Source organism: Gilliamella sp. B2911 (assembly GCF_026536965.1).
Taxonomy (GTDB): domain Bacteria; phylum Pseudomonadota; class Gammaproteobacteria; order Enterobacterales; family Orbaceae; genus Gilliamella; species Gilliamella apicola_E.
The window spans coordinates 15,064-30,007 of the sequence record NZ_JAFNNA010000016.1; the positions used below are offsets into that span (position 1 = coordinate 15,064).

At 35.5% G+C, this 14,944-nt stretch carries 11 protein-coding genes; 4 read left to right on the forward strand and 7 right to left on the reverse strand.

All coding sequences use genetic code 11. The features are described 5' to 3' along the window. Positions 1–1,191 (reverse strand): efflux RND transporter periplasmic adaptor subunit, encoded by a 1,191-nt coding sequence (locus J3U27_RS10960; RefSeq protein ID WP_220225368.1) that lies wholly within the window; start codon positions 1,189–1,191, stop codon positions 1–3. A gap of 579 nt (positions 1,192–1,770) precedes the next feature. Between J3U27_RS10960 and J3U27_RS10965 the strand changes: the two genes are divergently transcribed. Then, positions 1,771–2,025: a YfhL family 4Fe-4S dicluster ferredoxin gene (locus J3U27_RS10965; RefSeq protein WP_065563848.1), complete on the forward strand. Its 255-nt coding sequence runs from the start codon at positions 1,771–1,773 to the stop codon at positions 2,023–2,025. Here the strand turns inward: J3U27_RS10965 and ispH are convergent. The 6 genes from ispH to folE form a co-directional block, all read right to left on the reverse strand. Further along, on the reverse strand, positions 2,022–2,972 hold the full coding sequence (gene ispH / locus J3U27_RS10970) for a 4-hydroxy-3-methylbut-2-enyl diphosphate reductase (protein WP_065563829.1): 951 nt from the start codon (positions 2,970–2,972) through the stop codon (positions 2,022–2,024). The two genes, J3U27_RS10965 and ispH, sit on opposite strands and share 4 nt — an antisense overlap. A 1-nt stretch (position 2,973) precedes the next feature. Next, entirely contained in the window at positions 2,974–3,438 is a 465-nt protein-coding gene (lspA, locus tag J3U27_RS10975) for a signal peptidase II (protein WP_065733549.1), read from the reverse strand. Between the two features lie 102 nt (positions 3,439–3,540). Further along, positions 3,541–6,348, reverse strand: coding sequence for an isoleucine--tRNA ligase (gene ileS / locus J3U27_RS10980; RefSeq protein WP_267343016.1), 2,808 nt, complete (start codon positions 6,346–6,348; stop codon positions 3,541–3,543). A 38-nt stretch (positions 6,349–6,386) separates the two neighbouring features. Continuing rightward, complete coding sequence (ribF, locus tag J3U27_RS10985) at positions 6,387–7,325, reverse strand: bifunctional riboflavin kinase/FAD synthetase (protein WP_220225364.1); 939 nt, start codon at positions 7,323–7,325, stop codon at positions 6,387–6,389. Positions 7,326–7,490: 165 nt separating this feature from the next. After that, positions 7,491–7,970 (reverse strand): hypothetical protein, encoded by a 480-nt coding sequence (locus J3U27_RS10990; RefSeq protein ID WP_267377453.1) that lies wholly within the window; start codon positions 7,968–7,970, stop codon positions 7,491–7,493. A 35-nt stretch (positions 7,971–8,005) separates the two neighbouring features. Then, entirely contained in the window at positions 8,006–8,662 is a 657-nt protein-coding gene (folE, locus tag J3U27_RS10995) for a GTP cyclohydrolase I FolE (protein WP_267331093.1), read from the reverse strand. Between the two features lie 205 nt (positions 8,663–8,867). On the opposite strand from folE, the gene polA reads away from it, so the two are divergent. The 3 genes from polA (at position 8,868) to J3U27_RS11010 (ending at position 14,928) form a co-directional block, all read left to right on the forward strand. Next, the gene (gene polA / locus J3U27_RS11000; protein WP_267377454.1) at positions 8,868–11,642 is read left to right on the forward strand and encodes a DNA polymerase I; all 2,775 of its coding nucleotides are present in this window, start codon (positions 8,868–8,870) and stop codon (positions 11,640–11,642) included. Positions 11,643–11,872: 230 nt separating this feature from the next. After that, positions 11,873–13,297 carry a glutamate--tRNA ligase gene (gltX, locus tag J3U27_RS11005; RefSeq protein ID WP_267331095.1) on the forward strand — a complete coding sequence of 475 codons (1,425 nt, stop codon included), beginning with the start codon at positions 11,873–11,875 and terminating at the stop codon, positions 13,295–13,297. Between the two features lie 44 nt (positions 13,298–13,341). Next, positions 13,342–14,928, forward strand: a complete 1,587-nt coding sequence (locus tag J3U27_RS11010) for an intermembrane phospholipid transport protein YdbH family protein (RefSeq protein WP_267377455.1) — start codon at positions 13,342–13,344, stop codon at positions 14,926–14,928. The last annotated feature ends 16 nt before the right edge of the window (positions 14,929–14,944 follow it).

The following is a 14,944-nucleotide window of genomic DNA, read 5'->3' on the forward strand; positions in this document are numbered from 1 at the left end:
TCAAAATCTTATCCTCGGCGTGCGTCCATTAGGATTAAATAATGCGCCATTGTTACTACCAATAATGACGACTTCACCTTCTTTAAGTCCCGATTTGATTTCCACATTGATATTATTATTGATACCTAGACTGACTTCTCGTTCTTCAACATTATTATGTTGATCAAGTAGATAAATAATCGCTTTATTATCTGCTAAATTTTTTTGAACAGCTTGGGATGGAATAGTCAGTACATTTTTCGCTTCAGCTAACACAATATAAACTTGAGCTGTCATTGAAATACGTAAAAGATGATCAGGATTATCAACATCAAATAAACCATTGTAGTAAATTGCACTTTTGGTGGTAGATGATGCGCTTAACGTAGAGTTTTCAGTATTAATTGAGTCAGGTGCAGGCTCAATCGATCTTAATGTTAATCCCTCAAACCGCTTGTTTGGTTGTCCTAATATAGTGAAATAAACGGGCATACCTTTTTTAACACCAATAACATCGGCTTCCGAAATTTGTGCTTCAATGGTCATTTTATCCAATTGAGCGACTTTAACGATAGTCGGAGCACTTTGTACCGAGTTTACCGTTTGCCCTTGGTCGACCGGAATGGCAACAATAACACCATCAATTGGTGAGCGTATTTTGGTATAACCTAAATTAACTTTTGCAGTATCAACCGCCACTTGAGCGCTAACAATATCTGCATCAAGCGCTGCAATATCAGCTTTGATTGCATCAAGATCGGCTTTTGCTGAATCTAAATCTGATTGGACACCAACCCCTTTTTTAACCAGTTTTAATTGGCGTTCATAAGTTAGTTGATAGTTAACTAATTTTGCTTGCTTAGATGTACGCTGAGCTTCCAAGCTGTTTAATTTTGCTTCAGATTGTTTGAGATCGTTACTTTGTTTAAGATCATCAATCTCAGCTATCATATCTCCCTGCTTAACTTCATCGCCAAGTTCAACATACAATTTTTTGATTTGTCCAGAAACTTGTGCACCAACACTAACTTGTTTAAAAGCGCTTATAGTGCCATCAGCAAGAACCGTTTTCTCAACATTTCCTTTCGTTACTGGCGACGTAATATAATTAACGGCCTGCTCTGAAGGAAAAAAAATTAATTTTCCTAAATAAAGCACAACTAAAGTGGCAATAAAGATAACGATATATTTGAATCTAAAGAATTTTGCCAATTTTTCATCCTTTCGTTTTTGTTATTTTTTGAGCATTGTATCGTATTAATTTCATTTGCAATGATAACTAAAGATAATAAATTGTAATTTTTATGAAAATTTTTAACTGTATTAAAGATATTTCTGAATTGATAGAAAAAATCACCTTTCTTTTAATATGTACTTAAAAATTTGATTATAAATATCATTAGATAATCATACATAGGAATACTTGTTTATTGCACAAAAAAGTAGGCAATTCCTAATTAACTTACTAATGGAAATTAGTGAAGCTTTGAGCCGTTCCTTTGTTCAATTTACTAATAAAACTATTTTCGCGTCAAGCTGATAAGTTTCTAAAATAATTCTAAAATTCCAATAACTATTTAGGTGGATAATCTGATTAGGTACACTTATTTTGATATGCATTAGGCGTTAATTTCCAAATTTATGCAATTTTAGACCTTCAAAAACCCCGTTCCTCAAAATTTTTTGCAAAAGTTTTGTCAATACTCAATGTAAATGTAGATCCGTATTAGGATTTATTTAGGATTGCGTTATAATGGCGCAAATTTTTTATTCGTTAAAGATATTGTAGCAATGGCGTTAAAAATAACTGATAAGTGTATTAATTGTGATATGTGTGAACCTGAATGTCCAAATGAGGCCATTTCAATGGGGTTCGATACTTATGAAATTGATCCAAATAAATGCACTGAGTGTGTCGGTTATTATGATCATTCTACCTGTCAACGCGTCTGTCCAATTCAAAATGCGATTATTGCTGATCCAGAGCATGTTGAAACTCAAGACGAATTATTGCAAAAATTTAAGCAACTAACACACTCTTCTTAATCAGTTGTTTTAACTTCTATACGTAACTCTTTGGGAATTTCAAAGGTAATATTTTCTGAAATACCTTCGGTTTCAATCATTGATGTGCAACCTAAACTTTTTAGATGCTCAATAACTTGTTTAACTAAAATTTCTGGGGCAGAAGCGCCAGCGGTGACACCAATAGTTTGAGCATTTTCTAGCCATTTAAGATTGATGTCTGAGGCGTAGTCGATTAAGTAGGCATTTTTGCTGTTTCGTCTTGCAAGCTCTGCTAATCGACTGGAGTTTGATGAATTTTTAGATCCAACCACTAAGACAATATCGGCTTGAGATGATAACTGCTTAACTGCTTGTTGGCGGTTAGTGGTGGCATAACAAATATCGTTTTTACGAGGGCTACGAATATTGGGAAATCGATTTTTTAACGCTTCAATGATTTCTGCGGTATCATCAACCGATAAGGTTGTTTGTGTTGTAAAACAGAGATGATTGTCATTTTTTACTTGCAAGTTTTGTACATCTTTAATTGATTCGACTAAATAGATTCCACCTGCTGGATTACTATATTGTCCCATCGTGCCATCTACTTCAATATGGCCAGCATGACCAATAAGAATAACCTCTTCACCTCGATAGCTTGCTCTGGCGACTTCCATATGAACTTTAGTTACTAAAGGGCATGTAGCATCGAATATTCGTAGCTGGCGACGTTTGGCCTCATCACGAACTGTTTTAGATACGCCATGGGCAGAAAAAATAAGGATACTGTCGTCTGGGACATCATTGAGATCTTCGATAAATATTGCGCCAAGTTCTTTAAGACGGTTAACTACGTAGCGATTATGTACAACTTCATGGCGAACATAAACAGGAGCACCAAATAGCTCAAGCGCGCGTTCAACGATAGTAATAGCTCGATCTACTCCAGCACAAAAGCCACGAGGATTAGCGAGTATAATCTGCATATTAGTCAGTCTTTTTAGCATAATTGCTTAGGATGTAAAATCCAATACCTAAACAAATCGCACAATCAGCAATATTAAAAGTTGGGTAGTGCCAATCACCAAAATTGACATCTAGAAAGTCGACAACAAATCCATGATAAAGACGGTCAAATAGGTTTCCTAATGCACCACCTAAAATTAATGCTAATGAAAAATTTTCTAATTTTTGCTTATGGTTACTGCGATATAACATATAAACAATTACGACACTAACAGCAAAAGCTACGGCAGCAAGTATCCATCGTTGACCTTCAAAAATACTGAAAGCTGCGCCAATATTATGTACATAGGTGATAGAGAAGAAGGGTAAAAGATTTACAGATTCAAATAAGTAAAAATTATTTATAATCCAGAATTTACTTGCGATATCGATAATAAAAACTACAACCGCAAATAATAACCAGTGAAGTCCGTTATCTTTTTTCATATAATTTATGCTCATTATTATAATACCGCCGACAATCGTCGGCGGTAAGTGTTCTTAATTGCTATAAAATTATTTTTATAGCCCTATTTATTTTTATATCACTTAGGCAAAATGTCTAACTTCACCATTACCATGAATGTTTTGTTCACAACGTTTACATAAGTGAGTGGTTGGGTTGTTATCAACTGTAAAATGCCAGCAACGAGGACATTTATCGCCTTGTGCTTTAGCAAGCTCAATTTTAAGACCTTGAATATCACTTTGTACCGCATGTTGTGGTGCATTTTCTAAAGGTTTCACCGTCGCTTGTGAAGTCAGTAATACAAAGCGTAATTCGTTTTCTAATTTAGCGAGTGCCGTTGCTATTTCGCTATTAGCATAAAGGGTTACCGCTGCTTCAAGTGATCCCCCGATAACTTTATCATTACGGCCTTGTTCTAAAACTTTATTGACTTCACTTCGAATAGCTAAGATTTGAGCCCAATAAGCACTGTTTAATGTTTCACTATCTGATAAGGTAAATAGCAAGGTATACCATTCATCTTCAAATACAAATTCAGATTTTTCAGAAGCAGGTAGATATTGCCAAATTTCATCAGCAGTGAATGATAAAACTGGTGCAATCCAACGAACCATTGCTTGAGCGATATGATATAACGCAGTTTGACAACTATGGCGCGCAACACTATCGCTTTTTGCTGTATATTGACGATCTTTGATAATATCTAAATAGAATGAGCCCATTTCGATTGAGCAAAATTGCATAATACGTTGTACGACTCTATGGAAATCGTAGTTTTCATAAGCTTGAATGATTTGCTCTTGAGCTTCTTTAGCTATACTGACAGCCCAACGATCAAGTACTACCATATCTTCTGGTTTAACCATATCTTTAGCTGGATCGAAACCATTTAAGTTAGCCAGTAAGAAGCGTGCGGTATTACGAATACGACGGTAGCTATCGGCTGCACGTTTAATGATTTCATCTGAATAACTCATTTCGCCTGAATAATCAGTCGATGCAATCCACAAACGTAAAATATCTGCCCCAAGTTTATTCATCACTTCTTGTGGCGTCACAATGTTACCGAGTGATTTAGACATCTTACGTCCTTGTCCATCGACCACAAAACCGTGAGTTAATACTTGTTTATACGGTGCTTTGTTATCAATTGCCGTTGATAGCATTAATGAAGACATAAACCAACCACGATGCTGATCTGAACCTTCTAAGTACATATCGGCTTCGTGCCCTGCAAATTCAGGACGCACGCCAACCACTGAGTAGAATGTTGAGCCTGAATCAAACCATACATCTAGTGTATCGGGTACTTTACGATAATCATCAGCATCAGGACCTAATAAATCTTTAATATCGGCATCCCACCATGCTTGAATACCGTTTTGTTCAACCAATTTAGCCACTTTCTCAACTAGTTGTAGTGTGTCTGGATGTAACTCTTCAGTTTCTTTATGCACAAATAGCGTCATAGGCACGCCCCATGTGCGTTGACGTGAAATACACCAATCAGGACGGTTCGCTACCATAGTTTCAATTCGAGCTTGTCCCCAATCTGGAATCCAACGAACTTGTTTGATCTCTTTTAGTGATTGAGCACGTAAACCTTGTTTATCCATACTGATAAACCATTGTGGTGTTGCGCGGTAGATAACAGGCGTTTTATGTCGCCAGCAACAAGGATAGCTATGTTCAATATTTTCAAAGTGTAGTAAAGCATTGCGTTCTTTTAATAGTTCAACTACCACTTTATTGGCTTTGAAAACAAATAAACCATCTAAACCAACACCTGTTCCAGGTAAATAACAGCCATTGCCACCAACTGGGTTAGCAACTTCAAGCCCATATTTTTGACCAACTAAAAAGTCTTCAACACCGTGACCAGGCGCCGTGTGCACTGCACCTGTACCTGCGTCAACTGTCACATGTTCACCAAGTACAATTGGTTCATCAAACTCAAGGAAAGGATGTTTAAAGCGTAATAGCTCAAGCACATCACCTTTACAGCTGCCAAGTACTTTCCATTCTGAAATTTCGGCACGTTTCATGACTGATTCGACCAGATCAGCGGCTAAAATTAAGCATTCTTTATCGTTTATTTGTACTAGTTGATACTCAAATTCAGCATTTAAGGCAATACCTCGGCTGGCAGGTAATGTCCAAGGTGTTGTCGTCCAAATCACGGCATAAATAGTTAGGTCGGTATTAACACCAAATTTACTTGCAACAGCTTGGTTATCTACGGCTTTGAATTTTACATCTATTGCGGGCGATGATTTATCATAATATTCGACTTCAGCTTCCGCTAAAGCTGACATACAATCTGTACACCAATAAACTGGTTTAGCACCTTTGACTAAATGCCCATTTTGAATCACTCTACCTAAAGCACGAATAATATTCGCTTCAGTATCATAGTCCATTGTACGGTATGGATTTTGCCAATCCCCAAGCACACCCATGCGAATAAAATCAGCTTTTTGTAGTTCAACTTGTGAGGCAGCATAATCGCGACAAATTTGGCGAAACTCAGCTGGTGTTACTTTTACACCTGGTTTACCGACTTGCTCCTCGACTTTTTGCTCAATCGGCAAACCATGACAATCCCATCCTGGAATATATGGGGAGTCATAACCACTTAAGCCTTTTGATTTGATAATAATGTCTTTAATAATTTTATTAACGGCATGACCAATATGAAGTTTTCCGTTTGCATAAGGAGGGCCATCATGCAGAATAAAAGCTTTTTTGCCTTTTTTGCCTTGACGGATTTTGCGATAAAGTTCTTTATCGTACCAATTTTGCAACATCGCCGGTTCACGTTTAGCAAGATCACCTCGCATAGGGAATCCGGTTTCCGGTAAATTCAATGTGTTTTTATAGTCTGTCATGCTGATTTATTCCAGTTAATTTTTGTTGAAACTACTTTTTAATTGGTTAATTTTGCACTGATCTGTTTCGCAGTGCAAACATCTTGTGCAATTTGTTGTTTTAAATCGGTTAGCGAATCAAATTTTTTCTCGTCGCGTAACTTATGAACGAATATAACGTCTAAATATTGTCCATAAATATCACCTGAAAAGTCAAATAGATTAACCTCTAAAATAGCCTTTTTGCCTTCAATGGTTGGTCTTATACCGATATTGGCAATACCATGATAATGCTGATTACTACAACAGTTTTTGACTTTTACAAAATAGACACCTTGTAAAGCGGGTTTTTTTCGATTTAAATGAATATTGGCTGTCGGAAATCCTAATTGTCTGGCTAACGCATTGCCATGAACCACTTTCCCTTCAATGGCATAATTACGGCCTAAAAGGCAATGAGCCAATTTAAAATCACTATTAAATAACGCCTCACGAACAGCCGTACTGCTGATCCTTAAATCATTCCAAACAAACGTGGGCATACTCTCAACTACAAATTGATTGTTATGAGTATATTGTTGTAAAAGATTAATATCACCTTTACGCTCACGACCAAATCGGAAATCATCACCAATAACAATATATTTAGCTTGTAATTTGTTTATCAACCAATCTTGAATAAAATCTGGTGCTAACATATTGGCAAAGGTTTGGGTAAATGGCACCGCAATAATATAGTCGATACCCAATTTTTTAATTAATTCCACTTTTTCTTTAAAAGACGTTAACCTAGCGGGAGCATTTTGTTTGCAAAAAAACTCTAAAGGTTGAGGCTCAAATAACATAACCACTGTTGGTAAGTTTAATTTCTTACTTTGTTTTATTAAATGGTTAATTAATTGTTGGTGTCCTAAATGCACGCCATCAAAGTTGCCCAATGTAAGTACACATTGAGTAAATTGATTGTTTAAATTATCAATACCGCGAATGATCTTCATGAAAGCGTGCTATTAATTGTGATGTTTTAACTAAAATAGCTGTGAATTATACCAATCTTTCTTAAAGATGCACGTAATATAAAGTTGATTTGTATTTGATTTTGGGATTTTGATGAATAATCAATTCCCATACAACTGTCACAAAAATCCACTGAATTTAGATTGTTACCAAAAAATCCGACAATAAGCCAGTTCTTTTGCCCGTTTTTTATATTCAGCTTGTTGCTCATTAGGAATAAAAAATCGGTTTTTTTCTATCTCTTCGCACTCTTTTACATCGCGTTTAATGTGCTCTGCTTCTTCTTTTGAAATTCGAAAGAAATGGGTATTAAATATACCGATTTTTGTATCATCATCCATAGTTACTTTGTTTTCTAAACCAAAATTTCTTTCTGATGGATAAGCCAGTCCGTCGAAATAGTCTTGTGATTTTGTGAGTTTTCGCATTGCAATGGTTTGGCCATTACCATAAACGTAATTTTCATTGATAAAGTAATTGTCTCCTTGTTTACTTATTTCAACAAGATTGGCGATCGATGCCGTATGCTTATAATCCGGACCACCTTCAACCCAAAAACCAATAAATTTATCATTATGATTAGATTCCTGTTCAGAACATGCTGTAATAAACAGTATCATAAACATGAGTGATAAATATTTCATTCAATACCTTTATATTATTAATGATTTAATGCGCGCAAAAACTCTTGTCGGGTGCTTGGATTCGTTTTAAATCCTCCCCCTAATGCGGTCGTGGTAGTTAAACTATTGGAATCTTTAATACCTCGAGCTTTAACGCAATAGTGTGTAGCGTCAATTGAAACAGCAACATTAACTGTTCCTAATAGCGTCTGTAGTGCCACCAAAATTTGTTGGGTTAATCTTTCTTGCACTTGCGGGCGCTGGGAAAAAAATTCAACAATCCGATTGATTTTTGATAAACCAATCACTTTATCTTTTGGGATATAAGAAACGGTGGCTTTACCGTCAATGGTCACAAAATGGTGCTCACAAACACTGGTTAAAGTAATATCACGAACGGTAATCATTTCATCAACCTGCATTTTGTTTTCAATCAGGGTGATTTTGGGAAAGTTATGATAGTTAAGTCCGGAAAATATCTCATCAACATACATTTTTGCAACGCGATGCGGAGTTTCAGCAAGGCTATCATCACTCAAATCAAGTTCCATAAGTTTCATGATTTCTCGGAAATGCGCTTCTATTTTTGCTTTCCGTTCGCTATTGTCCATAGGTAAACGACATGATGGGGTTTCAAGATTTTTAGCTGCTAGTGCTTTTTTGACCTCTAGTGCTGCAGGACTTAATTCTGTCATTTATTTGATACTCAGACGAAAATAGATATCAGTATTATATAATAGTGATATAGCGATATACAGTATTTTTAATTAATCAATTTGACTTAAAGATCGATGCGATCTCGAATATTTTTACACTATATTATCGGTGTTCACAAGAATATTGTTACTAATTAGGTTATACTACTAATAATTGTATTAAATAACATTTGGGTAACTATTAATGCCAAATAATACGCCAATTATTTTAATTGATGGCTCTTCTTATCTTTATCGTGCTTTTTTTGCATGTCCTCCATTAACTAATTCCAAAGGTGAGCCAACAGGGGCTATTTTTGGTGTGGTCAATATGATACGCAGTCTAATGAATCAATATGATCCAACTCATATTGCTGTCGTTTTTGATGCGAGTGGCGGATCTTTCCGTAATGAACTTTATAGCGAGTATAAAGCGACTCGAGAAGAAATGCCTGAAAATTTACGGCCCCAAATCGAACCAATTCATACTATTTTAAAAGCGATGGGATTACCGCTGCTTTGTGTAGATGGTGTAGAGGCTGATGATGTGATAGGCACATTGGCTAGACAAGCAGAAAAAGAAAATCTAGAGGTACTAATCAGTACTGGTGATAAAGATATGGCACAATTAGTCAGTGATAAAATCACTCTAATAAATACCATGAATAACACAATTCTTGATCCAGAAGGTGTTATGAAAAAATTTGGTGTGCCGCCAGAAAAAATGATTGATTATTTAGCATTAAGAGGTGATACGTCTGATAATATTCCTGGTGTTCCGGGAATTGGTGAAAAAACGGCACTAAATTTATTAACGCATTTTGAAAGTTTAAATGATATTTATAGCCATTTGGATGAAATTGAAAAATTGCCTATTCGTGGTGCTAAATCATTGAAAAGTAAATTGGCTGATCATAAAAAAGAAGCTGACCTTTGTTATTTATTGGCGACAATTAAAACGGATGTTCCATTAGATTTCACGACGGAACAATTACTTATAGGTGATATCGATGCAACTAAATTAGTTGAATTGTTTGCTTATTATGATTTCCATCGTTGGCAAAAAGAATTAATCACTGGTAACTTTTTAAATCAGCAAAGTCAAATTCCTGTCGAAATTGCAGGAGAATTGCCCTCAATTGACCAAGAAGAGCTAGAGACTGAAGTACACGAAAAGGATTATCAATGTATTTTAACCAATACACAATTAGATGAATGGATTGCAACATTAACTAGTTGCGAAGCCTTTGCATTTGATACGGAAACGGATAATGTCGATCATTTCCATGCTAAGCTTGTTGGGATATCGCTAAGTGTTACTCCAAATCAAGCTGCTTATATTCCTCTAGCTCATCAATACCTAGATGTTCCAGAACAGCTACCGCTTAATGATGTATTGGCAAAATTAAAACCAATATTAGAGAATCCTCAAATCAAAAAAATCGTCCAAAATGCCAAATTTGACTACAGTGTATTGGCGAACTATGGCATCCAAGTGCAGGGTATTGCTTATGACACGATGCTAGAGTCCTATGTATTAAATAGCACTCAACGACATGACATGGATAGTATGGCAAAACGCTATTTGAAATATAAAACAATTACTTATGATGAATTAACTAAAGTTGGTAGAAAGCAATCAAGTATTGATACTATTGATATTGAAAAAACAACTCAATATGCAGCAGAAGATGCTGATATTACTCTTCAATTACATCAAAAATTATGGCCACAGCTAGAAAAAAATGAAAAACTCACTAAGTTATTTTCAGACATTGAAATGCCACTAGCAATTATTTTAGCTAACATGGAAAGAACTGGGGTTCTTGTTGATGCTGAACAATTAAAAGCGTATTCAAAAGAACTTAACAAAATATTAAAGGATACTGAAGAAGAGTTACAATTCCTTGCGGGTGAAAAATTTAATCCGGGTTCACCAAAACAAATTCAAGCAATTTTATTTGATAAACACCAATTACCCGTACTCAAAAAAACGCCTAAAGGTGATCCTTCAACAAGTGAAGAAGTATTAAATGAATTAGCAAATACATATGTATTACCTCGTAAAATTTTATATTACCGTGGTTTAGCCAAATTAAAAAATACTTATACCGATAAACTACCGTTGATGATTAGCCCAATTGATCACCGAATTCATACCAATTATAACCAAATTGGTACTGTAACAGGACGATTATCATCAAACGACCCTAATTTACAAAATATTCCTGTGCGAACCGAGGAAGGTCGCCGTATTCGCCAAGCGTTTATCGCCCCAAAAGGTTATAAAATTATTTCAGCTGATTATTCGCAAATTGAGCTACGTATTATGGCGCATTTATCGCAGGATAAAAGTTTGCTAAATGCTTTTGCTCATGATAAAGACATTCATCGGGTGACAGCGAGTGAAATTCTAAGTAAACCAGAGCCAGAAGTTACCGCAGAAGAGCGAAGAAGAGCTAAAGCTGTAAATTTCGGATTAATTTATGGCATGAGTGCTTTTGGGTTATCTAAACAAATTAATATTCCTCGTAAAGAAGCAAAATTCTATATTGATCGTTATTTTGAACGTTATCCTGGTGTACAAGTGTATATGGACAGAATTCGTCAACAAGCATCCGAGCAAGGCTACGTTGAAACCTTATCAGGAAGACGATTATATTTACCAAAAATTAGCTCATCTAGAGTTAATGAAAAACGAGGTGCTGAGCGTGCGGCAATTAACGGACCAATGCAAGGTACAGCAGCTGATATTATCAAAATAGCAATGATCAAAATGAGTGAATGGATTAAAACCCAGTCTAACGGTAATATCAGAATGTTAATGCAAGTACACGATGAACTTGTATTTGAGGTTAAAGAAGAGCTTGTTAGTGAATATAGTAAATCTATTAAATCTATCATGGAAAATTGTTATCAACTCTCAGTACCATTAAAAGTGGATGTCGGTATTGGTAATAATTGGGATGAAGCTCATTAATCGCTTTGATAATTTATATTTTTATACTCGATTTTATATTGAGTAACTACTTAAATTAGTTGCTAATTTTGTCTATTACTGACGGCTTGCTGAAACCTTTTGACGTGTTAAAATAAGCAACTAAATTGAACTTATTGCAATTGCCTTTCCTATCTATGGAAAGCGGTTAAATAAAAAGAGCATAAGTGATAAATTGACATTTTAGGGCTCTTTATTAATAGGATTATTTCATGAAAATTAAAACCCGTTTTGCACCAAGCCCAACTGGTTACTTACATGTTGGTGGTGCACGTACTGCGCTTTATTCTTGGCTATATACCCGCCATGCGCATGGCGCCTTTGTATTGCGTATTGAAGATACCGACCTTGAACGTTCAACACCAGAAGCGATTGACGCGATTATGGAAGGTATGAATTGGTTAAAATTATCATGGGATGAAGGCCCATATTTCCAAACTAAACGTTTTGATCGTTATAATCAAGTTATTGACGAAATGTTAGCCAATAAAACGGCTTATCGTTGTTATTGCTCAAAAGAGCGCTTAGAAAAATTGCGCGAAGAGCAAATGGCGAAAGGTGAAAAAGCCCGATATGACGGTCATTGTCGTTGTGATGAAGTACAAAAACAGCATTCACACACTGAGCCACATGTTGTCCGCTTTGCTAACCCGGTAGATGGCGTAGTTGTTTTCAATGATCTGATACGTGGTCCAATTGAAATTGCCAATAAAGAGCTTGATGATTTAATCATACGCCGTACTGATGGTTCTCCAACTTATAACTTTTGCGTCGTTGTTGATGATTGGGATATGGAAATTACCCATGTTATTCGTGGTGAAGATCATATTAATAATACGCCTCGCCAAATTAATATTTTAAAAGCACTAGGCGCACCATTACCTGAATATGGTCATGTATCAATGATTTTAGGTGACGATGGACAAAAACTCTCTAAACGTCATGGTGCAGTGAGTGTGATGCAATACCGTGATGATGGTTATCTGCCAGAAGCCTTGCTTAACTATTTAGTTCGTCTAGGCTGGTCTCATGGCGATCAAGAGATATTTTCTGTACCAGAAATGATTGATTTCTTTTCATTAGATGCAGTAAGTAAATCTGCCAGTGCATTTAATACTGAAAAATTACTTTGGTTAAATCATCATTATATTAACCATTTAGATGCTGATTATGTTGCACAGCATTTAGTTTGGCATATGAATCAGCAAGGTTATGATTTAACACAAGGTCCTGATTTAATTACTATAGTGAAACTATTTGGTGAACGTTGTAAAACATTGAAAGAAATGGCTGAGTCATGTACTTATTGCTATCAAGATTTTGATGAGTTTGATGCTGATGCAGCTAAAAAACATTTACGACCTGTTGCAAAAGAACCTTTAGAGGTAATCAAAGCTAAAATTGCAGCAATTTCAGATTTTGATTGGCAAATTGATAAAATTCATCATGCTATTGAGGCAACAGCCACCGAGCTTGAAGTCGGGATGGGTAAAGTAGGTATGCCACTTCGTGTTGCAGTGACGGGAATTGGGCAATCGCCTTCTGTTGACGCAACTGTTTATGCTGTTGGTAAAAAACGTACATTAGCAAGAATTGACAAGGCATTGGCTTATATTGCTAACAGAGAACAAGCATAATAATCGCCGATACTATTCGGCGATCCACTTGTTGAGAGTTTATTATGGCTCGCTTAAAAAAACGTTATTGGATTCCATCTCTTATATTACTCATAATAGTGATATTAAGCTTATATGGTTGGCGATATTGGTTATCATTCAAGGATGAACATAATCTTTCTATAGATTGGCAAGGTATTGATATCGGCCTCGGCGGATTATCTTTTGATGAACTAACTATTTCACAACAGCCACAATTATCGTTAAAAGCGAGCAATGTCAAACTATCGTTGTCAACCTTTACGGCAAAAAGTATTGATATTTACTGGTCCGATTCAACTGATAAATCAGGCTTGCCAAAGGTGACAGATACACAAGAGCTCAATCAATCTTCTCCTAATTCTTCCACTGTATCGACTATCATTTATTGGCTTCCAAATAATATCAATGTCGACTCTTTAACATTTTATCAACAGAAAAAAGAGTTAGTTAACCTGAAGGTTCAGGCCACTAAAGAGCAAAATACAATACAACTTAATCTATCAAGTAATAATCAACACACATTAACTGCTAACCTTTCGTTTGATCAGTTAAATTCTTGCTTCGAAATCAAAGAGGGGGTCTTGACGACTTCCTTGAATCAATTTGGAATAGAAAAAGGTAATCTGACTTTACCATTTACTGGGGTTTTAACTAGCGATAAAGTTATTTTAAAGAGTTCAGACAACGCTTTATTTAATATTGAAAAAGCGAAATTTTCAGATGACTTAATTGTTAAACCATTAGTAGGAAAGCTGACCTTTGAAGTAACAATACCTATTTCGCTTGAATCGAAACAAATTAATGCAAAATCAACATTAACAATTAATAAATTTGATGGCATATTTAAAGCGAGTGAATTTAAATCCGCAGTTGGCAACATCGACATTTCATTTAATAACAATCAATTTACTATTTCAACGCCCGCATTAACTATTGAACAAGTTAATATTGGTGTTAATTTCGAGAAGATTAGATTAGCAGGTAGTTATTCAGCATCGCTAAATGCACCGAGTAAAGGGTTAGTGAAATGGACGAAAGCGCAAGCCGCTATTTTTTCTGGCTCAGTTTTTCTTGATCAGGGACAATTGAATTTAGCTAAATTACCCCAACAATTTAATTTAAGGCTAAAAAAGATACAATTGAAAGATATCTTGGCTAAATATCCTGCTGATGGTTTAGCTGGAGATGGGGCAATTGATGGCACTTTGCCAATAACATTATTACCGTCCAGTAAAAAAGGGACAGCTTTTAATGAAGTCGTCATAAAAAACGGCCAGTTAGTTACGGTTAATGAAGGATATTTACAGTTTGAAAATACGGCACTGAAAAATTATGCCCAAGCTAACCCGAATATGAAAATTCTCACTGATATAATTAAAAATTTTCATTATACTAAGTTGTCGGGTATGGTGAGTTATCAAAATGAAATTGCTAAATTAGGACTAAATATTCAAGGTAATAACCGTGATGTTGAAAATGGTAAATCGGTGAATTTGAATATAAATCTTGAAGAGAATATTGCAAAACTATTAATAAGTTTACAACTTTCCGATCAAATTAACGAACCTATTCGTAAACGTATTGAAGCGTATTTAAAAAGGAAATCTTGATAGATAAGAGGTTATT